Below are 20,856 nucleotides of genomic sequence, written 5' to 3' on the forward strand. Positions count from 1 at the left end.
CCGAGCGTGAAATGAAGGCCGGGCGAAGCGGCGCGTTAGGGATAACGCGCCCTACCCTCAGCGGCTCGCGAGTCGGTTGGCGTTGGCGTTCTGCGTGGTGGCTTCTGCCGCGAGCAGTTCGGGCTGCACCGTCATGCCGGGTCGCACACGCTGGAGACCGTTGACGATCACGCGGTCGCCCGGCTCGAGCCCAGACTGGATCACGCGCTTGTCGTGGAAGCTGCCGCCGAGTTTGACGGAGCGATACACGGCCTTGTTGTCCGCGGCGACGGCGAGCACGAATTTCTGACTCTGGTCCGTGCCGATCGCCCGCTCACTCACGAGCAGCGACGGCCGCGGCGCGCCGACGGGCACGCGCACCCGGGCGAACAGCCCAGGCACGAGCGCCTGATCACGGTTGGCAAACACGAGCCGGAGCGCGAGCGAACCGGTGGCTGGATTGAGCCGGTTGTCGGTCGACTCGATGTAACCGCGACGCGGATAGCCGCTCTCATCGGCCAGCTGCATCTCCACCGGCACGCGGCCGTTCTCGAGGGCGAGGCGATTTTCGCGGAGCAGTCGGTTGAACTTGAGCAGCGTGCTCTCGTCGATGTCCGCATACACATAGGCCTCGCCCGTCGAGACGATCGTCGCCAGCAGGGTGGCGCCGCCGGGGGCGCCGGAGATCAGGTTGCCGGCGGTGACGAGGGCGCGGCTGATCCGTCCATCGATCGGTGCGCGGACCTCCGTGTGCTCGAGGTTCAGCCGCGCGGTTGCGAGTGCGGCCTCGGCGGACGCCACGGCGGCGCGGGCGACGTGCGCCCGCGTGCGCCGGGCTTCGGCCTCTTCGGTCGAGACGGCAGCGACCGCGAGCAGTTCATTCGCGCGACGCGCCTCGCTGTCAGCCACCTCCGCTTGCGCTCGCGCCTGGTCGGCCCGGGCGAGTGCGAGGTCGAACTCGGCGCGATACCAGCGCGGATCGATCGTGAACAGCACATCGCCACGGTGCACGATCTCACCGGCCTGGAAACGCACATCTTGGATGTGCCCCGAGACGCGTGCGCGCAGATCGACCGTTTCAATTGAGTCGACGCGGCCGGTGAGTTCTTCGTAGTCGGTGACGAGTTGGCGTTCGACCGGCGCGACCGTGACCTTGGGTGGCGGAGGCGCGGATGGAGCGGCCTGCGCTTGCTCCGATGCGGTCAGGTGCGTGACGGCGTAGGTGGCGAGCGCGGCGCCCAACAGCACGGTGGGAATAATGAACGCGGGACGACGCAGTCGAAGCGGGAGCGGCCGGGAACGGGTGGAGCTTGCAGTGGACATACAGAGACGGGCAGCTGACGGTGTGTGGGTGGTGTTGCAGCAGACGGAAACAAAACGCCCCGGGAGGGAGCGCAGGAGGGTGCAGCCGAACGGCGCGGTCGCCGATGCGGGGCGAGGTTACTCGCGGTAGCGCGTCAGCGGCGGCTCGAGCCGGTCGAGCAGGTCGGTCCGCCAGAGCCGCTCGGGCGGCGCCGCCCGGTCGCCCGCGGGCGTGCCGACGCCTGGAAATGGCCGCTGCTGGCGCGGATTCGCCGAATCGAAAACGGGATCGCGACCGACGCCGTAGAAGCGCATGCGAGCGTTGTGCACCGAGCGAAGACCGGAGAGGGAAAGGATGTGGGAGGTGTTGTTCATCGGAGGAAGTGCAGTTGAATAGTTGACTAGTTATCTAATAATTAGGTCAAAAAAGAGCGCACGGTTAGGTGCGCCGAGAAAGGAGGATTGAAGGAAACGCTAGAGTGCGGGGACCGGTGTCGGTTCGAGCTCGGGCTGGACGGCCCTGACGCGAAGGATCTCGAGACCCAACTCGGGCAGGCCTTTGAGAATTTCGGGATCATTCATGATTCTGGCCTGCAAGGTCAGCCCCTCGATGAAGCTCATCAACACGGTCGTGCGCTTCACCGGATCGCCCGGTTCCAGTGAGCCGTTCGCGATGGCTTCACGGACTGTCGCCTCGATGTAGCGACGCTTGCGACCGACCATCTCGCGGGTCTTTTCACAGATGGTGCACTCGGTCGTACCCATCTCTGAACCCACGGAGGCCACGGGACATCCGAGCATGCGACCGGTGCGCTTCTTCGTCTCGCTCTGACGGCGGTAGACGCCCGCCAGATAACCTTTGAGTCGATCGAGCGGCTCGAGCGAAGCCGAAAAAATCTCGTCCATCCGCGGCTTCCAGTCGTCATTCCAAAGTCGTTCGAGCGCGGCGACGGCCAACTGCTCTTTCGAATCGAAAAAGTAATAGAAGCTCCCCTTGCGCACGTCGGCGCGTTTGCAGATATCGTCGATGGTCACCGCGCCATAGCTCTGCGTCCAGATGAGCTCCAAGGCGGCATCCATGAGGCGTTGATCTGCGTCTGAGGTTCTTCCCATGTCGGCGATACTGATAGTTGACCGTTTAGTCTATTTCAAGTCCGAGTTGGGGCTGCCCGAAAAAATTATGACACCGGGCCCGAGCCACCGTTGCCCTCCCCTACTGCGCCACGAGGGCCTGATAGTCCCGGTTCCGCTCGATGAACGCGGCCACGTAGGAGCACGCGGGCACGATCTGCACGCCTTGCTTTCTCGCGTGTTCGAGGGCCGTGCGCACGAGCTTGGCGGCGATGTTCCGACCGCGCAGCTCCGGCGGGACGTAAGTGTGGGTGAACACCCAGCGGCGGCCCTCCGGCTGATACTCGCACACGGCGAGCTCGCCCTGGACCTGCGTCTCGAACCGCTGCTCGGCTTCGTTGTGAGTCACTGCGATGTCATCCGGTGCTGCGGGCATGGCCATGGTCGTCGTCCTCCGTTCGATGAGCCCAACGCTGCGCCAGCACGCCGCAGATCACAAGTTGCAGCGGATGATAAATCATGATCGGCAGCAGAATCAGGCCAATCCCGGGATGCGCCCCGAAGATCAGCCGAGCCATCGGCACGCCGGACGCGAGGGTCTTTTTCGAACCGCAGAACATCGCCGCGATCCGGTCTTCGCGCGGGAAACCGAGCCAGCGCGACACGCCGCCGGTGATCGCCATGACCAGCGTGAACAACCCGGCCGCGATCGCCAGCACCAGCGCCAGTGTCGCCCAGCCGTGGTGCGACCACACGCCTTGCTGAAACGAATCGCAGAACGACGTGTAGACGAGCAGCAGAATCGTGAGCCGGTCGACCTTGTTGATCACGCGCTTGTTTCTCTCGGCCCAGCGGCCGAGCAGCGGTCGCGTGATCTGGCCGAGGATCAACGGAAGGATCAACCAGATCGTCAGGTCCAGCATCACTGGACCGAGCGGCTGCGCTGCGCCGCGCGAGCGCAGCACCACCGTCACCCACAGCGGCGTGAGGAACACACCGAGCACGCTGGACAGCGTCGCATTGAACAGCGCCGCGGCGATGTTGCCATGCGCCGCCGCTGTGAGCGCGACCGACGACGACACCGTCGACGGCAGCGCGCAGAGATAAAAAAGTCCCAGCCGGAGCTCGGGCGAGACGCGCTCGCCGAGCAGCGTGATCAGCCCCAGCCCGATCAATGGGAAAACGAGGAACGTGGTCACCTGAACCACGACGTGCAGCGGCCAGCGCAGCGTACCCGCCTTCAGTGCGCCGAACGACAGCGCCAGCCCGTGGAGATAAAAGATCAACGCGATGCCCGCCTTCGTCAGGATGTCCGGATACAACCAGCCGCCGCTGGCACCGGGCTCGGGGAAGAGCCACGCGAGCGCGGTGGCTGCGACCATCCCGGCGAGAAACCAGTCAACTTTCAGCCGCATGGCGCAAAGAGCGGTACCCGCCTACTCGCGCAAGAGATGTAGCCGGACTCGGTGAACCCGGTGCCGGGACCAACGGCCACGGCTACAACAGACCTTGGAGCGGCGACGCCCTCGTCGCCGAATCGACGCGACGAGGGCGTCGCGTCCCCATGCGCGTCCACTCGCGCAGCCGAAATGTCATCGCGTTTCATCCGCCAAACTTTCCGCGGAAGCGCGCGAGGATGGCCGAGATTTCCTCCCGCCCTTCCACGCGCACGGCCCACAACACAGCGGCGTAGACCGCCACGCCCACCGGAATCAATCCGCCAATCGCGATCAGATCCACGGTGCGATTGCCCGCGAACGCGTAGCGCAACGCGGCCCATCCAGCGAACACCACCAAGCTCATCGCGGCGGTCGCGGCGACGATCTTGCCGATGGTCCGCCATAGTTCGCCAAACCCGAGCCCCGGCACCGCTCGCGCCAGCAGGCGTTGCATCACGATTGTCTGCACGATGACCGCCGCCGTGCTCGCAAGCACCAGACCCGGCGCGCCAAGCCAATCCTTCAGTGCCCAGCTCAGCCCCACGTTGATGACAAAGCTCAACGCACCGATTTTCACCGGCGTCACCGTGTCCTTGAGCGCGTAGAATGCCCGCGTGGTGAGGCTCGAAATCGAGAAGAACGGCATGCCGACCGAGAACAGCGCCAGCAGCGGCCCCATCGCGCGCGTGTCGGTGGCGGTGAACTCGCCGTGCTGGTAGATCAATCGGACGATCGGCTCGCTCAACAACGCCAGTCCGGCCGCGGCCGGCACGTTGATCATCAGGATCAGCCGCAGCCCCTTCCGGTAATCATCCGCCATGCCGGCGAAGTTGCGCTCGGTTGCGTGCCGCGCGATCAGCGGGTACACGACCGTCGCCACCGCAATCGCGAACACACCGATCGGCAGCTCCATCAGCCGGTTCGCGTAAAACAGGAGCGTCGCTGACGCTTCATCGATGGAGAAGGCGAACAACCGCGAAACGAATACGTTGATTTGATAGATCGCCGTGCCGAACAAACCTGGCGCCATCAGCGCACCGATTTCACGCACGCGCGGCGCCAGCCCGAAATCGAATCGCGGCCGCCAGCCCATTTTGACCAGCACGCCGGCTGGCACGCTCAGCTGCAAAAATCCGCCGATCAGCACGCCCGCGCACAGCCAATACATCTGGCCCAGCTCCGTCGTGGCGAGGTGCCACCCCGCTCCGCCCAGCGTCGCAATCATCGCCAAGTTGAGCCAGATCGGCGAAAGCGCCGGCTCGGTGAAATGCTCGAACACGTTGAGCGTCGCGTTCAGTGCCGCCGCGATGCAGATCATCGCGAGATACGGGAACAGGATCACCGCGAGATCCGCGGCGAGATACCAGCGCGACTCGTGCCCGGGCAGCAGCCGCGACTGGCTGAACAGCACCATCGCGAACACCACGAGCGCGCCGGTGATCAGTGCGAGCCAACTCGTGACCTGGTTGAGCAACATGAACGCGCCCGGGCGTCCTCGCTCATGCAGCTCGTCCTGCAGCGTCGGCACGAACGCGGCCGTCAACGAGCCTTCGCCCAGCAGCCGACGGAACAGATTTGGCAGGCTGAATGCGGTGATGAACGCCGAGTTCAGCTCGCTCGCGCCGAAGATCGCCGCGCCCAGCTGGTCGCGCACCAACCCGAGCACCCGGGACACCACCGTCAGCAGTGAGACGATGCCGATGTGCTTGAGCTTGCTCGCCACGCGTGTCGATCAATCCAGCCGAGAGCTGAGAGTCGAGCGTGGAGAACTCGACCACCGGCGGGCTCCGCCGAAAAGCCGGCCGACCTCGCGGTGCGCCAGGGTTCCGACTCTGGACTCTGGACTCTGGACGATTGACTGCATGGCCATGGCTGAGTTCGCGCGGCCGCCCGCTTATTCCACCGTCAACCGCAGTGCCGATCCTTCGACCGCGACTCCCGTCAGCCGCTGCCAGGCCGCGGCCACGTCCTCGGGAATGGTTGCGCCAGCCATGACCTGTTTCACGAGCATCCCTTCGACCGCGGGCAGCCGCTGCAGCGGGCAGGAACCCACGTAAAACTCGGTGGGATCAAACACCCAGCGGTCCCCGCGCTGCGCGAACCCGCCGCGCGCCTGCACGATCACGTTCTGCGCGAACCCGAGCACCTTGATCTGCACCGGCACGCCGATCTGGAGGACGTTGTCACGAATGCGGAAATTGGGGGTACCAGGCGTGATCGTTTTCTCGGCCGCGGCGGCCTCGGCTTCCGATTTCGCGACCGCCGGCGTGAGGCCGAGCAGCGTGTTCAACTCATCCTCGTTCAGCACCACGGATCCACCCTGCACGAAGGCTTTCTGTTTCGCCGCCGCCTGCCGCGCCTTCGTCAGGTCGCGCGTACCCTCGAGGTAGTAGACCACGTCGGTCGCGGGTTCTTTCGGCAGCTCCTTCACGGCGGCGACCGGTTTCAGCACGAGATACACCGCCGCGAGCACCACGCCGAGCAGCAGGCTCAGCACGGCGCCGAGGATGACTTCAGTCCAACTGGGCCCGTGCAGCTCGCGTTCGAGTTTCTTGTTCATGGGAGGAAGGCTTTCGAGTTGAAGGGGAACGAAGCCGGGAACACCCGCGGTCTCCGCCGCGAGTTTCCACCGCAAAACGCCGCCGAGCGCAACCGCGGAATGCGCGCGCTATTTGTTGGCGGCCGGCTTCGCGTCCGCCTTGCTCTCGCTCTTCGGCGTGGACGGCTTCTCGCCGCCGCTATCGCCGCCGGACTTCTTTTTGTAGTCGGTGATGTAGAAACCCGAGCCCTTGAAAATCAGTCCCGCGCCGCCACCGATGAGCCGCTTCAGCCCGAGCTTTTTGCATTCCGGACATTTCTTCAGCGGCGCATCGTGCATCGACTGGAACTGCTCGAAGGTGTGACCGCACTTCTGACAGGCATACTCGTAGGTCGGCATGGTCGAAAACCGCGCGTTATGGTCCGCCGCCGCCCGATTGGCGAGTTTGTTTCTATCCCTCCCCTCGCCGGTCCTCCTCCGAGCCATTTTCACGTAATACGTGAAATTCTGTTGCGCCCGTCCGTGCCGGAGCGCGCGAGGGACGTGAGGCCATTTTCACGTATTACGTGAAAATGGCGTGCGGCTCCGCTTGGCTGGGCAATCATCGCCCAACGTGGCACCGACGGCCGGCGAACGTGCGCCGCAACAGATACGGTCGGCGGCGATGCGGCGCTCAAGCGACACCTACGCCTCGCTTGCACCGGACGACGATTTCGCACACGCAAGAAGCTGATGGACTTTGCCGCCGAACTTCGCCGCCTGACGAGCCTCGTCGAGGAAGGCATTGAGCGCCACCTGCCCCCCGCGGCTACGCGTCCCGGACGACTCCACGAGGCGATGCGCTACAGTCTGCAAGCCGGCGGCAAGCGGTTGCGACCGGTGCTCCTGCTGGCGAGTGCAGAACTGTGTGGCGGATCAGGTCACTCACCTTCCCTACAACAATCCGCGACGCCTGAACCGCCTGCCGGTCGCCGCGGTGACCTGGTCACGGCCCTGGCGCTGCCCGCCGCCGTCGCCATCGAGTGCCTGCACACCTATTCGCTGATCCACGATGACTTGCCGTGCATGGACGACGACGACCTGCGCCGCGGCCGGCCAACCGCGCACAAGGCGTTCGACGAAGCCACCGCGCTGCTGGCGGGCGACGCGCTGCTCACGCACGCCTTTGCGCTCCTCGCTGAGAACTACGCTTCGCAGCCAGCGCTCGCCATGGCGTTGATCCGCGAACTCGCCGACGCGGCGGGCAGCCGGCGGCTCATCGGCGGGCAGATGGAGGATCTGCTGGCCGAGAAAAAAGCGGACGCCACGGCCGAGGAACTCGAGTTCATTCACCTCAACAAGACCGCGGCGATGATCGAGGCTTCACTGGTGATGGGCGGATGGATCGGACTGCATGCGCAAACCGCCGCGCCGGGAGCGCTGCCGCCGGAGATCACTGCGCTCCGCGCCGCCGGCCGGCATCTCGGGCTCGCGTTCCAGATCATCGACGACGTGCTGGACGCCACGGCGGACCGTGCGACGCTCGGGAAGACCCCCGGCAAGGACGCGAGGGCGGGCAAGACCACGTTCGTGAGCCTGCACGGGCTCGATCGCTCGCGGCAATTCGCACGTGAGCACACCGCGGCTGCGCGACAGGCGCTCGCTTCGCTCGAGCGCGAGCACGCATTCCTCGACGCTCTCATCGATTCGCTCGTCACGCGCGCAAAGTAGCGCGGCTTCTCCGCGCGAAAAGTTCGCCGGCCGCCGCGCGCGGTAGCTCAAGCGCATGGTCTGTACATGGATGCGTTCAAAACCGCGGTCCGTTAGCTAAACCACTCGTTACCGACCCGGCTCGCCCAATGAAAACGCGGTTGCGCGCCGCGGCCGAACCCGGCGCTCTGGGGCCACCCCATGCTGCGCACCCGACTGCTTTCGATCTCGCTTCTCCTCGCCCTCACCTGCTCCGTCGCCAGTGCCGCGCTCGAGTCGTTCACGCTCCCTTGGAACGACGCGACCCCCGGCATCACCAACCTGCAAACGTGGCAACCGACGCCCGCGGGTGACGCCGGATGGGTATCCGTGACAGCCGGCGGTCACTACGTCGTCGGCGGCGAACGGATTCGGTTTCTCGGCGTCAACGTGGCCGATCTCAGTTGTTTTCCCACGCATGCGCAGGCCGAGGGGCACGCGGCGCGACTCGCCCGGTTCGGGTTCAACGCCGTGCGCTTTCATCACATGGAAGCGCAGTGGGCGAAGGACAGCGTCATCATCGATTACTCGCTCGGGAACTCGCGCACCCTTTCCGCCGACCGGCTGGAGCGGTTGCACTATTTCGTGGCGCAGCTCGCCGCTCGTGGGATCTACAGCAACATCAATCTCCTCGTCTCGCGCGAATTCCAGGCCGGGGATGGGCTTGGCCCCGAGATCACGCAACTCGAGTGGAAGGATCAGCACATTCTCGGGTTCTTCATGGACGAGGCGCTGCAGCTGCACAAAGAGCACGCGACCAAGCTCCTGTCCGCCCCGAATCCATATCGCGGCGGCCGCTCGCTCGCCGAGGACCCGGCGGTGTCGTTCGTCGAGATCATGAACGAGAACGGGCTCCTGCAGAAGTGGTATGAGAACGTCCTCGACACCCTGCCGACGCCCTACCGCAGCGCGCTGCAGGCGAAGTGGAACGCGTGGTTGAAAACCCGCTACGCCACCACGGCCGAGCTGCTCGCCAGCTGGGGCACCATCGACCAGCCGCTCGGCGCGAACATGCTCGCCAACGGCGACTTCGCGGCCGGCACCGGCTCGTGGAATTTCGAACAACACAACGGTGCCGTCGCCACGCGCATCGCCGGCACCGAATTCAATGGCCAGCCTTCGCTCCGGATCGCGGTCACCACTCCCGGCTCCGCCGGTTGGCATATTCAACTCAACCAAGCGGGCCTCGCGTTCACCTCCGGCAAGACGTATACGGTGAGCTTCTCGGCCAAAGCCGCTGCCGCCACCCCGCTCTCCTGCAGCCTCACCCGCACCGGCCCGAGCGACTACTCCGGCGTCGGTTCCTCGATCAGCACCACGCTGGGCACCAGCTGGCAGCGCTATACGTTCACTTTCCAGGCGGCCAACGACGAGCCGAGCGTGCGGCTCAATTTCAATGGCTTCGGCGATCGGCTCTGCACGGTTTACCTCGCTGATGTCCGCTTCTCGGAAGGCGGCAAGATCGGCGGACTCGCCGACGGCGTGACGCTCGAGGCCGGCAACATTCCGAATGTTCTCCACAACGCCGCCGCCGGCAGCGCCACTGCCGGCCAGACCCGCGATTGGATCACCTACGTGTTCGCCGCCGAAAAAGTTTATTGGGACGCGATGAAGGCCCACATCAAAGACACGCTCGGCTACCGCGGCATCGTCTGGGGCACGATCATCTCCAACAGCCCGCCCAACGCCCAGTCCAGCCTCGATGCGATGGACTCGCACGCCTACTGGCAGCACCCCGTGTGGCCCGCCGGCAAAGATTGGGATCCGGTCGACTGGACGATCAGCAATGTCTCGATGGTCAACTCGCCGTCGTCGAACACGCTCACCGGCATCGCGCGGCAGCGCGTCGAAGGCCGGCCGCACAACGTCACCGAGTATCAGCACGCTTCGCCCAACACCTACGCGAGCGAAACGCCCCTGCTCGCGGCCGCCTTTGGCGCGCTGCAGGATTGGGACAGCCTTTGGATGTTTGCCTACGACACCAACACGGACGCCGCGGTCAGCGGCTTCTTCGATCACGGCGGACACTCCGGCAAGATGGTCAACCAACTGCTCGCGGCCACGCTCTTCCGCCGCGGCGACGTCGCGCCCGCGAACCTTTCCTACACGCTACCTTTCACGCCCGCCCAGGAAGTCGAAGCCGCACGCGCTTCCGGCGCCGCGTGGTCGATCGCCGACGGCTCGAAGATCGGGATGCCGGCGTTGATGACTTCTCAGAGTCGCGTCGCACTCAGCATCGGCGCCACGGCGACCGGTCTCGCCTCACCGCCCGCGACGCCCACGGGATCCGTCTTCACCGCGGACACCGGCGAACTGCGCTGGGACACTTCCGTCGCGAACAAAGGCGTCGTCACCGTCAACACGCCGCGGACGAAGGCGGTGATCGGGTTCACCGCAGGTCGCAGCTTCGACCTGGGCGGTGTCGTTATTGCACCGGGCACCACGCGACAGGACTGGAGCACGATTGGCCTCAGTCTGCTCGAAGGCTACCAATTTGATCAGGCCGGCGCCGCGCGCGCCGTGCTCGTGGCCACGGGCGACCAGGAGAACACCGGACAGACGTGGAATACGGCCAAGAATTCCATCGGCAACCGTTGGGGAACGAGTCCGGTCCTCGTCGAAGTCGTTCCCGCCACCATCACGCTGCCGGTCGCCGCCACGCGCGTGAGCGTGTGGTCGCTCGACGAGACCGGCCAGCGCAAGGTGGCCGTGAGCGTTCGCGACGCCGCCGGCCGCGCGCAGTTCGACCTCGGTCGAAGCGGCACCACGCTGTGGTATGAGATCGCAATCGAAGCCGGTCCTGTAACTGCTGCCGCGATCGCCAGCCAACCAGCGCCGGCGCGCAGCTCAATCCTCGGCGGCAGTGTCACGCTGGCGTTGTCCGCGAACGGTTCACCGGCGCCCGCCGTGCAGTGGACGCGCAACGGCAGCGACGTGACGCGGCTCGCCGCACCGGTGGTGACACTGGAAAACCTGCAGCCTGCGGACGCCGGCATTTACCGCGCACGCGTCAGCAACGCGTCGGGCTCGGTGCTGAGCGAGCCCATGATCCTGGGCCTGACCTCCAGCAGCAAAGTGGTCGGCGCGGGGCATGAAGTCGGCTCCAACATCTACGTGGCGAGCAACGGCAACACGTTTGACCAAGTGCTGCTCGAGGGCGCTGCGGCCGCAATCACAGCTGACCACGCGCTGAATCAGATCACGCGACTCTCCTACATCGATTTGGACAACGACATCGTGCAGGTGGAGATGAGCGGTCCGGGCACCTTGTCGCTCGTGCTCGACAGCGCGACCGGCCCGGCGGCGCCGGTGAATTACAACCAATCAAACGTGGGCTATATGAAAGGGCACGCCGGCATTGTCATCACGGGGGCTGATGAACGCACGAACGTCTCGGCGTTCACCGTGGGGCGGTTCACCGCGTTCGATCCAACAGGCACCTTCGACGTGACGAAGCCTGTCACCGATCTGAATCATCCCTCGAAGAACGGCAGCCCGCTTTTCGCCGGCCAGGCGGACACCGCGTATGACGGGATTGCCGACCTCGCCTTCATCGCGATTGCCAGCACCGACGGCAGGTTCGGCGGCGTGCGCGCGGCGAACGCAAACTTCTTCGCGACCAAAGGACTCACCGGCGTTTACGCACCCGGTGTCACGTTCTCCGGTCCCGTGTATGTCGGCGACATCATCGCCAGCGATGACTCAACGCCGGTGCTCCGACTCGGTGCCGCCAGCAACACACGGATCACCGGCGGCGATTTGCTGCAGGCGAACGGCGCGCCCGTACAGGTCAGCGGAATCACACAACTGGTCTTTGCCGACGGCAGCGACTCGCACGGCCGACTGCTGCCGGCGCAGCGGAATCAAGCGGTCCTGCAGGAAAACGGCGTCGATGTGACGGCGACAATCGTAGTGAATCCGACGCCATAGCAGCACCGCGGCGCGAAATAGGCGAATTTCGGCGGGCGGTGAAGAGTCCCTCGCAGGAGCCCGGTATCACCGACAGCCAAGCGAAGGACGCCTGCGTGGGAGCGCGGCCGTCCTCGGCCGCAATGTAGGAGAAGCGATCGACGGCGGTCGCGCTCCCAGGAAAAGGCATGTCTGGCAACCCGATTACTGGGATCGCTTCATCCGCAACGAGCGATACTACCGCGCCGCGGTGAACTACATTCACGAGAATCCGGTGAAGGCGGGATTGGTGGCGCGAGCGGACGAATGGCCGTGGAGCAGCGCAGCTCTGTGGAAGGAACGAGGGCTCGATCTGGGATAGGAGCGGCCGCGGGCGGCCGCGCTCCCACGCAAGCGTTCTCTCAACGCTGGATTGCCATCGCGGAGCAAGAAAAAGGCGGAGGCAAGAGCCTCCGCCCGAAGAATGTGCTCGCTGACGGGGAAACCCGCAGCGGGTCTGCGTTCGCCTTACTTGATCGCCGCGGCGGCGTTGATCAGCTCGAGGAAGCTGCGCGCTTCGAGCGCGGCGCCGCCGATCAGACCACCGTCGATGTCCTTCTGCGCGAGGAGCTCGGGCGCGTTCGACGGCTTCATCGAACCACCATACAGGATCCGTACCTTCGCCGCGATGGCGTCGCCAAACAGCTTCACGAGCAAGCCGCGGATGAACGCGTGCACTTCCTGTGCCTGGTCGGTCGTCGCCACCTTGCCGGTGCCGATCGCCCACACGGGCTCGTAGGCGATCACGACCGTGGCCGCCTGCTCCTTGCTCACGCCCTCGAGTCCGCCTTCAAGCTGCGTCTGCACGACCTTCAACGTCGAGCCCGCCTCGCGCTCGGCGAGTGTCTCGCCCACGCAGAGGATCGGCTTCAACTGGTTCTTCAGCGCGGCGAGGACCTTCTTGTTGATGAAGGCATCGGTTTCCGCGAAGTAGGCGCGGCGCTCGCTGTGGCCCAGGATCACGTGCGTCGCGAACACGGCGCGGAGCATCGGAGCCGAGACTTCGCCGGTGAAAGCGCCACTCGCCTCGGGGTGCATGTTCTGCGCGCCGAGTTTCACGTTCGAGCCTTCGAGGGCCTTGCCCACGGACTCGATCGCGACAAACGGCGGGCACACCACCATGTCGACGTCGTTGTTCTTGCCGGCAGCGGCGACGATTTCCTTGACCAGCGCCACACCGTCGGCGGGCGTCTTGTTCATCTTCCAGTTACCAGCGATCAGCTTTTTGCGGGGAATCATGTTAGTAAGAAGTAGCGAGTGATGAGTAGCGAGTAGTGAGTAGAAATGGCGACGTTGCAGCGAGTGTCGGGTCGTGAATCAGCGGCCTGGCGTGCTCGCGACTCACTCCCCGCAACTCGCTACTTCCCGTCATGCCGTGAGGAACGCCACGCCGGGGAGCGTCTTGCCCTCGAGGAGCTCGAGGCTGGCGCCGCCGCCGGTGGAGCAATGGGTCACGACCTTCGCGACCTTGAACTTCTTCGCAGCCGTGGCTGTGTCGCCGCCGCCGATGACGGTGACCGCACCCGCCTTGGTGGCTTCGGCAATCGCGTCCGCCTGCGTCTTCGTGCCCGTCGCGAATGCGTCGAACTCGAATACGCCCGCGGGGCCGTTCCAAACGATCGTCTTCGAGGCGAGGATTTCTTGGCGGAAGAGTTCGTTGGTCTTTGGACCGACGTCGAGCCCCATCCAGCCGGCGGGAATTCCGGCCTTGTCGTCGACGACCTTCGTCGCGGCGTCAGCGGCGAACTTGTCGCCCGCGACGTAGTCGACCGGCAGCACAAGTTTCACGCCCTTGGCTTTCGCCTTGGCGGCGAGTTCGGCGACGATCTTCGCGCCCTCGGGATCGAAGAGGCTCGCGCCGATTTCGACGTTCTCCAGCACCTTCTTGAAGGTGAACGCCATGCCGCCGCCGATGATGATGGCGTTGGCCTTGTCGATGAGATTGTTGATCAGCGGAATCTTGTCCGCGATCTTTGCGCCGCCGAGGATGGCGAGTAGCGGCCGCGCCGGATTGTCGACCACCTTGGCGAAGGCCTCGAGTTCGGCCTGCATCAGGAAGCCCGCAGCCTTGTCCTTCAACTGCACGCCAACCATCGAGCTGTGCGCGCGATGCGCGGTGCCAAAGGCGTCGTTGACGTAAACGTCGGCGAGCTTCGACAGCGAAGCACGGAACGCCTCGACCGCTTTCGGATCGGCCTTGACCGACTTCTCGGTGCCGTCGGGCTGCTTCTCCTTCACCTTGCCCTCTTCCTCGATGTGGAAGCGCAGGTTCTCGAGCAGCACGACCTCGCCCGCTTTCAGCGTGCCCTTGGCGCAAGCCGCCTCGACCGCGGGCCCGACGCAATCGTCCAGAAACTTCACCGGCTTGTTGAGCAGCTTGGCGAGCTCGTCGGCGACGGGCTTGAGCGAGAACTTGGCGATCTTCTTGCCGTCCGGCCGGCCGAGGTGGCTGGCAAGCACGACCGCCGCGCCCTGCTCGAGCGCGTAGTTGATCGTGGGCAGCGCCGCGACAATGCGGGCGTTGTTGGTGATCGCGCCGGTGGCCTTGTCCTGCGGGACATTGAAGTCGACGCGGATGAAGACGCGCTGGCCGGCGAGCTTGAGGTCGCGGATGGATTTAAACTTGGCCATGGGAGGAGAGGTTAAAAATTAACCACGGATCTCACGGATCATCACGGATTGACTAAGGCCATCCGTGCCAATCCGTGCTATCCGTGGTTAAGATAGATCGGGTCTAAGTTAAGGCTTACAGCGCTGCGGCGATCTTCTTGGTGAGATCGACGACGCGGTTCGAATAACCCCACTCGTTGTCATACCACGACACGAGCTTGAAGAATTTGCTGTTGAGCTCGATGCCGGCGCCCGCGTCGAAGATCGACGAGCGCTTGTCATGGATGAAGTCGCTCGAGACGACCTCGTCGGTCGTGTAGCCGAGGATGCCCTTCAGGTAGGTCTCGCTGGCCCGCTTCATGGCCTCGCAGATCTCCTTGTAGGACGTTTCCTTCGTCGTGCGCACGGTGAGATCGACCACGGAGACGGTCGGCACCGGAACGCGGAGCGACATGCCGGTGAGCTTGCCCTTCACTTCCGGCAGCACGAGCGCGGTGGCCTTGGCGGCGCCGGTCGTCGACGGAATGATGTTCTGCGCGGCGGTGCGGCCACCCTTCCAATCCTTCTTGGAGGGACCGTCCACCGTCTTCTGGGTGGCGGTGTAGGCGTGGACGGTGGTCATCAGACCTTCCTCGACGCCGAAGCCTTCCTTGAGCAGCACGGCCACCACGGGCGCGAGGCAGTTCGTGGTGCAGGACGCGTTGGAGATGATGTTGTGCTTCTTGACGTCGAGTTTGTCGTCGTTGACGCCCATGACGACGGTGATGTCTTCGCCCTTCGCCGGAGCGGAGATGATGACCTTCTTGGCGCCCGCCGTGATGTGGCCTTGGGCCTTTTCGGCGGCGGTGAAGAGGCCGGTCGACTCGATGACGAGCTGGACGCCCATCGCGGCCCACGGCAGCTCGGCCGGGGTCTTGGCGGACACGACCTTGATGTCATGGCCGTTGACGACGAGCACGTCGTCCTCGGCCTTGTCGGCGGCCGACTTCTTGGAGGAGACGGTGCCGTTGAACTTGCCCTGCGTGGAATCGTATTTCAGCAGGTAAGCGAGATTGTCCGCGGGGACGATATCACCCACGGCCACAACGTCGAACGTGGAGCCCAGGAGCCCCTGCTCGACGAGAGCGCGGAAAACGAGGCGGCCGATGCGGCCGAAACCATTGATTGCGACTTTAACTGCCATGGGAGGTCTTTCCGTTAGTGCTTGTGTTGTTTTCTGAGGGACGTTGAGCCGCGTAGACGCGGAGAGTTGAATGAACAGGTCCGGGGGGGGCGGTGCAAGGGTTTTGGCTGTGCAAAGACTGGCATATTCACCGTGTTTTTTGTGGGTCAACTGTCACTTACCCAAAGCCCACAGCCAAGCGCACTCACGAACAATGCGGGCTCGACCGGTTGCGTCGCGCCCGGCGTCTGCGGATTGATGAACCGCTCGCGGTTGGCCAGCTGGCGCCAGCCGGCGCCAGCGGTCGCTTCGTCCAGCGGCACGATGAGATCCGCTTGCGTCGGGTTGACGGCGAACAGCAGGCGTTCCGGGCCGAGCGAGCGATCCGCGTTGTAGACGACGGCGAACGCCGGGGCGCCGTCGAGATGGAAGAATTGAAAGAACGCGTCGCTCACGCGCTCGTAGTGCCGCACCAGCCGGCCCAGCCAGCTCCGGCGAAACGCGATCCACTCCGCGAAATAGCTGTGCGTTCCGGGATAGCGGAACAGCCGCCGGTAATCGAGCGCGTTGAGATCGCCGCGCAGGTAGGTGTTGCTCACGCCACGCTTCGAACGGAGGAAATCCTGTCCGGCCGCGAGCATCGGAATCCCCACCGACATGAACAACAGCGCCGCCATCAAGTGGGTGCGCTGCACGTCGCGGCGGGTCGGCGCAAAGCCGTCGTAGCCGTGATGCTCCGTGATCATGTCGATCCACGTGCGGTCGTCGTGCGACTCGGTGTAGTTCACCGTCTGCGCCGGCCATTTCGCGAAATACCAGGGCGAGCCTTTAAGGAAATACTCCATCCGGCGGGCATCGCCCTCGCCCCGCACGTATTTGCGCAGGAAATCGCGGAAGCCGTCGTTCCACGAGGCCCAGCCCGTGTCGCGCAACCGGCTCGCGATGTGGGCGCGAAAACTCCACGGCTCCGCGATGAGCACCACGTCGGGTTTCACGCGCTTGAGCGCCGCCTCGATTTCGCGCAACACCTCCACGCCGAGCAGCTCCGCCAGATCGAAGCGGAAACCGTCGACGCCGTACGCTTCGATCATGTGGACGCAGCTGTCGATGATCAGCCGCCGCGCCATCGCCGAGTTTGCCCGCAGGTCGTTGCCGCAGCCGCTCCAATCGACGAGCCGGCCGTCCGCATGCTGTTCGAAATAATAGAGCCGGTCGATGAACATCAGGTGCGGCGGCACGCCCACGTGATTGTAGACGACGTCCAGCAACACCGCCATGCCGCGGCCATGGAACGCGCGGACCAGATCCTGGAGTTCGCGCACCGCCGAGCCTTCCGCCGGATCGAGCGCGTAGCTGCTCTCCGGTGAGAAGAAGCTGTTGGTCATGTAACCCCAGTGATAGTGGTCGTGCGGGTGGTTATCGAACTCGTGGACCGGCTGGAGCTCCACGCAGTTCACGCCGAGCCGGTGCAGATAAAATTCCGGGTGCTCGACCCAGCGCCGCAGCCCGCTGAACCCTCGCCGCTCTGCCGGCGTCATCGGCACCGGCGCATGGGTCGCGAGATCCCGTACGTGCGCTTCGGCGATGACGAGATCCTGCCACGCGGGCGTGCGGAAACCGCGGTCGCCCTGCCCCACCCACGCGCGATCGAGCACGATGCCAGGCCCCTCGCGCCCGAGCGCCGCCAGCGCATACGGATCGAGCACGCGCTGCGTCGGATCGAACGCCCCCCGGCCCTCGCGCACGCCGTCGATCACATACCAGTAAAACCAGCCGTGCAGCCGCTGGTTCAGCGCGACCTCCCAAACGCCGGCGCGTCCGTCCGCATCCGGCCGCCGCGCCAGCGGCACTTGCTGTGGGCTCTTCAACCCGGCGCGGTTCGGGCTGATGAACAACGTCACCGAGCGTGCTCGCGGCGCAAACAGCCGGAACACCGTTTCGCCCTCGCGCACCAGCGCGCCCAGCGGCAGGTCCGTTTTGAGCTGGTAGAAAAACCGCCCCGGCACCAGCGGCGTCGCCGGCGGCGTCAGCTCCGCCGCCCAGCCAATCACCAGCGATTCGGCCAGATCCAGCGGCGCTGGACAGACGAAGCTCCACAAGTGCCGGCCCGTGCGTGCCGGATCGATGGCGCGATTGATGTTCCCGTCCGCGTCGCGGACGGCGTTCGCCGCGTCATCGGGCACGCTCAGCCATTGGTGCTCGCCCGTGACGAACTTGAATCGCTGTCCGGCCGGATCGAAAAAACGCGCCGCCGGTCCGGACCACGAGAGCACGGACTCTCCCTCGAGTTCGCTGCGCTGCATCCGCCACTCGGCCAAGCCGACCGCCTGCTGCCAGCCGTTGAAATCGCCGCCCAGATAGACGCCGTCGCGCTCCACGTCGACGCCCGCGCACTGCAGTTCGGGCAGCACGAAGACGATGTCGTTGCCCTCCACCCGATACCCGAAGGCGCTGCCCGTGATCCGCCGCGAGGCGGGCGCCAGACCGCCGAGCACCGGGCACTGTTGGCCCATCGAGAACTGCGGCGGCCGCGCGCCCAGCCAGTCGCGGTCCAACTCGACCACCCCGGAGGTGAGCGACTCGAGCCAGGCGCGGATGATCCTGTAGCCGGGTGAGGCCATGTGAACCTGCGAGCATCCCGCAGCGCTGCGAACCGACAAGCCCGAAAGTCGGCGGGAATTCCCGGTTGCAGCCTGCTCGTGGAGGTCGAAACAACCTTCCCCGGAGCAGTCATCCCCGATGCAACCTAACTAGGTTACCTTGGGCGTCGCTATCGCGCGTCCGTAAACGCCGCTCTCACCGGCTTGCCGTCGATCTTTTCGGGAAGCGGGAGGCCCAGCAGATAAGCGACCGTGGCGAACGTGTCCTCGGTGCGCACCTCCAGGTTTTCGACGCGAGTCAGGTCGTAAAATCGGCGCACGCCCGGTCCGGCGACGATCCAGGGAATATGCCGACTGCGCGGATCTTCCGCGCCATGCGTGAGACCCGTGCCGCCGTGATCGGCCGTCACCAGCACCAGCGTCTTCGCGCGCAGATTCGTACGGTCGAGCGCGTCCAACACGCGTTTGAACTCGCGATCGGTCTGCTCGAGGCGCTCCCGCTGTTCCGGCGAACCCCAGCCAAAATCGTGCCCCACCCCGTCCACCGCCGGGAAATGCACCATCAGAAACGCCGGCTGATGCTGTTCGATGATTTCCACCGCCGCTGTTGCCACCTGCGCGTCGGTCGCCGTTTTCGGCTGGATCCACGAATAGGTGATCGTGCCGGGCTTGTTCAGCGCCGCGAACTTCGGTTTGCCCGCGACCAGCGCCGTCGTGTAGCCGGCCCGCGTCGCCAGTTCCATGATCGTGGGTACGGCGGGATAAACCGGTTCCGCGAACGGCAGCTCCTTGTTCCACATGATCCCATGCCGACCCGGCGTCACGCCGGTCAGCATGCTGACGTGCGACGGCAGCGTGATCGAAACTGCGGTGGTCTTCGCCCAGAACGTATAGGCGCCCTCGCGCACCAGCGCGTGCAACGTCGGCGTGTCGGCGAGCAGCGCCACATCGGGGCGCATGCCGTCGATGCTCACGACCATCACGTACTCGATCGCCGGGATCGGTCGTTGAGGCAGCGCCGCGGAACGCGCGGCCGCCGCAGTGAGCGCCAGCAGGAAAACGGATCCCCACGCCAGCAACCGCGGGCGACGGAACAATGACAGCGTCATCGCATGGTTCTGTCGACCTCGCCGGGTGATGCGCAAGCTCCGAGCGCGCCCGACACCTCGAATTCACGCGCGCGCGGCGCACGGCAGCCCGTGTGTTCGCCCAGCGCGGCGCAAACATGTGATCGATCGGCTTTCATGCGCCAGCCCGCGCCCGGTTAACGCCGCCGCTTGCCGCGCCGCGAACCTTCCCGCTAGCTTCTCCCTCATGCCCGGCGCCGAAAAAATTCTCGTGGCGATGTCCGGCGGAGTCGACAGCTCCGTTGCCGCGCTGCTGCTCAAACAGCAGGGCTACGACGTCGTCGGCGCTTACATGAAGAACTGGATCAATGAAGATCAGGTGATCGGACATTGCCCGTGGCAGCAGGACATCGAGGATGCGCGCCGCGTCGCCACGCAGATCGGGATCGAATTTCGCGTCGTGAATCTGATGCGCGAGTATCGCGAGCGCGTCGTGGCTTACCTGCTCGACGGCTACGCTCGCGGGCTCACGCCGAATCCGGACATCATGTGCAACCGGGAGGTCAAGTTCGGCGTGTTTCGCAGCTGGGCGAAGGATCACGGTTTCGCCGCGATCGCCACCGGCCACTATGCGCAGCGGGTGGAGGTAAAACCCGATCTGGTGACGCCCGCCGTCCTCGGCGGGCTCAACGCCGACGGGACGCCGGCGTCCACCTTTGCTCTGCTCGAGGGCGCCGACAAAAACAAGGACCAGTCCTACTTCCTCGCACTGTTATCGCAGGAGCAGTTGCGCGACGCGCGTTTCCCCATCGGCCATTTGCCCAAACCCGAGTTGCGTCGGATCGCGCGCGAAGCCGGGCTCGCGACCGCCGACAAGAAGGACAGCCAGGGCATCTGCTTCATCGGCGAAGTGAAGATGCAGGATTTTCTGCGCGCCTACGTGCCCGACGCGCCGGGTCCCATTGTCCGCGCCACCGACGGTCGCGAACTCGGCCAGCACCGCGGGCTGCATTTCTACACGCTGGGCCAGCGCAAGGGGATCGGGATTCCCTCCAACACCGATCACGAAGCCTACGTCGTCGTCGGCAAGCGCGCTGCTGACCGGGCGCTGCTGGTCGCGTTCGATCATCCAGACGCGCCGGGACTTTTCCAGCGCGAGGTGCGCGTGCACGCGCTCAGTTGGATCGGCAAACCCGTGACGACGGCGCGTGCGCTCGAAGGCCGCGTGCGTTATCGCGATCCGCGCGTGCCGCTCGAGTTCGTGCCGGAAAGCGAGACCACTGCGCTGATTCGTTTCGCCGCGCCGCAACGCGGTCTCGCGGCGGGACAGATCCTCGCGTTCTACGACGGCGAGCGACTCCTCGGCGGCGGAGTCTACGCGTAGGTCTGCGTGGTCCCAGGGTGACGCCCG

Annotated in this window: 16 protein-coding genes; 3 read left to right on the plus strand and 13 right to left on the minus strand. The window is 65.2% G+C overall.

Going from position 1 to position 20,856, the window contains the following annotated elements; all coding sequences use genetic code 11:
• Window positions 1–57 precede the first annotated feature (57 nt).
• From OTER_RS19270 to OTER_RS19305, 8 genes are all read right to left on the minus strand, one after another.
• Window positions 58–1,302 carry an efflux RND transporter periplasmic adaptor subunit gene (locus tag OTER_RS19270; RefSeq protein ID WP_012376618.1) on the minus strand — a complete coding sequence of 415 codons (1,245 nt, stop codon included), beginning with the start codon at window positions 1,300–1,302 and terminating at the stop codon, window positions 58–60.
• A gap of 117 nt (window positions 1,303–1,419) precedes the next feature.
• A complete protein-coding gene (locus OTER_RS19275; protein ID WP_012376619.1) occupies window positions 1,420–1,656 on the minus strand; it encodes a hypothetical protein in 237 nt (78 codons plus the stop codon).
• Between the two features lie 99 nt (window positions 1,657–1,755).
• On the minus strand, window positions 1,756–2,361 hold the full coding sequence (locus OTER_RS19280; protein ID WP_012376620.1) for a TetR/AcrR family transcriptional regulator: 606 nt from the start codon (window positions 2,359–2,361) through the stop codon (window positions 1,756–1,758).
• A gap of 133 nt (window positions 2,362–2,494) precedes the next feature.
• Window positions 2,495–2,794, minus strand: a complete 300-nt coding sequence (locus OTER_RS19285; protein WP_012376621.1) for a GNAT family N-acetyltransferase — start codon at window positions 2,792–2,794, stop codon at window positions 2,495–2,497.
• Window positions 2,769–3,767: a bile acid:sodium symporter family protein gene (locus tag OTER_RS19290; RefSeq protein WP_012376622.1), complete on the minus strand. Its 999-nt coding sequence runs from the start codon at window positions 3,765–3,767 to the stop codon at window positions 2,769–2,771. Before OTER_RS19290 ends, OTER_RS19285 begins: the two co-directional genes overlap by 26 nt.
• A 187-nt stretch (window positions 3,768–3,954) precedes the next feature.
• Window positions 3,955–5,514, minus strand: a complete 1,560-nt coding sequence (gene murJ, locus OTER_RS19295) for a murein biosynthesis integral membrane protein MurJ (RefSeq protein ID WP_012376623.1) — start codon at window positions 5,512–5,514, stop codon at window positions 3,955–3,957.
• Window positions 5,515–5,685: 171 nt separating this feature from the next.
• Complete coding sequence (locus OTER_RS19300; protein WP_012376624.1) at window positions 5,686–6,351, minus strand: hypothetical protein; 666 nt, start codon at window positions 6,349–6,351, stop codon at window positions 5,686–5,688.
• Between the two features lie 108 nt (window positions 6,352–6,459).
• Window positions 6,460–6,729 (minus strand): FmdB family zinc ribbon protein, encoded by a 270-nt coding sequence (locus tag OTER_RS19305; RefSeq protein ID WP_012376625.1) that lies wholly within the window; start codon window positions 6,727–6,729, stop codon window positions 6,460–6,462.
• A 333-nt stretch (window positions 6,730–7,062) separates the two neighbouring features.
• On the opposite strand from OTER_RS19305, the gene OTER_RS19310 reads away from it, so the two are divergent.
• Window positions 7,063–8,040, plus strand: a complete 978-nt coding sequence (locus OTER_RS19310; protein WP_012376626.1) for a polyprenyl synthetase family protein — start codon at window positions 7,063–7,065, stop codon at window positions 8,038–8,040.
• 180 nt (window positions 8,041–8,220) lie between these two features.
• A complete protein-coding gene (locus tag OTER_RS19315; RefSeq protein ID WP_012376627.1) occupies window positions 8,221–11,988 on the plus strand; it encodes a carbohydrate binding domain-containing protein in 3,768 nt (1,255 codons plus the stop codon).
• A 486-nt stretch (window positions 11,989–12,474) separates the two neighbouring features.
• On the opposite strand, the gene tpiA is transcribed toward OTER_RS19315, so the two are convergent.
• From tpiA to OTER_RS19340, 5 genes are all read right to left on the minus strand, one after another.
• Window positions 12,475–13,245, minus strand: coding sequence for a triose-phosphate isomerase (gene tpiA / locus OTER_RS19320; RefSeq protein ID WP_012376628.1), 771 nt, complete (start codon window positions 13,243–13,245; stop codon window positions 12,475–12,477).
• 129 nt (window positions 13,246–13,374) lie between these two features.
• Entirely contained in the window at window positions 13,375–14,637 is a 1,263-nt protein-coding gene (gene pgk / locus OTER_RS19325) for a phosphoglycerate kinase (protein ID WP_012376629.1), read from the minus strand.
• A gap of 115 nt (window positions 14,638–14,752) precedes the next feature.
• Window positions 14,753–15,799, minus strand: coding sequence for a type I glyceraldehyde-3-phosphate dehydrogenase (gene gap / locus OTER_RS19330; protein ID WP_012376630.1), 1,047 nt, complete (start codon window positions 15,797–15,799; stop codon window positions 14,753–14,755).
• Window positions 15,800–15,945: 146 nt separating this feature from the next.
• Window positions 15,946–18,399 (minus strand): alpha-amylase family glycosyl hydrolase, encoded by a 2,454-nt coding sequence (locus OTER_RS19335; protein ID WP_012376631.1) that lies wholly within the window; start codon window positions 18,397–18,399, stop codon window positions 15,946–15,948.
• Window positions 18,400–18,548: 149 nt separating this feature from the next.
• Window positions 18,549–19,487, minus strand: coding sequence for an alkaline phosphatase family protein (locus tag OTER_RS19340; protein ID WP_012376632.1), 939 nt, complete (start codon window positions 19,485–19,487; stop codon window positions 18,549–18,551).
• 205 nt (window positions 19,488–19,692) lie between these two features.
• On the opposite strand from OTER_RS19340, the gene mnmA reads away from it, so the two are divergent.
• Window positions 19,693–20,829, plus strand: a complete 1,137-nt coding sequence (gene mnmA / locus OTER_RS19345) for a tRNA 2-thiouridine(34) synthase MnmA (protein WP_012376633.1) — start codon at window positions 19,693–19,695, stop codon at window positions 20,827–20,829.
• The last annotated feature ends 27 nt before the right edge of the window (window positions 20,830–20,856 follow it).

The organism is Opitutus terrae PB90-1, from assembly GCF_000019965.1.
GTDB lineage: Bacteria > Verrucomicrobiota > Verrucomicrobiia > Opitutales > Opitutaceae > Opitutus > Opitutus terrae.

What these genes read in the sequence shown, in the direction of transcription:
- OTER_RS19270 (WP_012376618.1), bottom strand. Translation starts at nt 1,302, where the DNA reads ATGTCCACTGCAAGCTCCACCCGTTCCCGGCCGCTCCCGCTTCGACTG.
- OTER_RS19275 (WP_012376619.1), bottom strand. Translation starts at nt 1,656, where the DNA reads ATGAACAACACCTCCCACATCCTTTCCCTCTCCGGTCTTCGCTCGGTG.
- OTER_RS19280 (WP_012376620.1), bottom strand. Translation starts at nt 2,361, where the DNA reads ATGGATGCCGCCTTGGAGCTCATCTGGACGCAGAGCTATGGCGCGGTG.
- OTER_RS19285 (WP_012376621.1), bottom strand. Translation starts at nt 2,794, where the DNA reads ATGGCCATGCCCGCAGCACCGGATGACATCGCAGTGACTCACAACGAA.
- OTER_RS19290 (WP_012376622.1), bottom strand. Translation starts at nt 3,767, where the DNA reads ATGCGGCTGAAAGTTGACTGGTTTCTCGCCGGGATGGTCGCAGCCACC.
- OTER_RS19300 (WP_012376624.1), bottom strand. Translation starts at nt 6,351, where the DNA reads ATGAACAAGAAACTCGAACGCGAGCTGCACGGGCCCAGTTGGACTGAA.
- OTER_RS19305 (WP_012376625.1), bottom strand. Translation starts at nt 6,729, where the DNA reads ATGCCGACCTACGAGTATGCCTGTCAGAAGTGCGGTCACACCTTCGAG.
- OTER_RS19310 (WP_012376626.1), top strand. Translation starts at nt 7,063, where the DNA reads ATGGACTTTGCCGCCGAACTTCGCCGCCTGACGAGCCTCGTCGAGGAA.
- OTER_RS19315 (WP_012376627.1), top strand. Translation starts at nt 8,221, where the DNA reads ATGCTGCGCACCCGACTGCTTTCGATCTCGCTTCTCCTCGCCCTCACC.
- tpiA (WP_012376628.1), bottom strand. Translation starts at nt 13,245, where the DNA reads ATGATTCCCCGCAAAAAGCTGATCGCTGGTAACTGGAAGATGAACAAG.
- pgk (WP_012376629.1), bottom strand. Translation starts at nt 14,637, where the DNA reads ATGGCCAAGTTTAAATCCATCCGCGACCTCAAGCTCGCCGGCCAGCGC.
- gap (WP_012376630.1), bottom strand. Translation starts at nt 15,799, where the DNA reads ATGGCAGTTAAAGTCGCAATCAATGGTTTCGGCCGCATCGGCCGCCTC.
- OTER_RS19335 (WP_012376631.1), bottom strand. Translation starts at nt 18,399, where the DNA reads ATGGCCTCACCCGGCTACAGGATCATCCGCGCCTGGCTCGAGTCGCTC.
- OTER_RS19340 (WP_012376632.1), bottom strand. Translation starts at nt 19,487, where the DNA reads ATGACGCTGTCATTGTTCCGTCGCCCGCGGTTGCTGGCGTGGGGATCC.
- mnmA (WP_012376633.1), top strand. Translation starts at nt 19,693, where the DNA reads ATGCCCGGCGCCGAAAAAATTCTCGTGGCGATGTCCGGCGGAGTCGAC.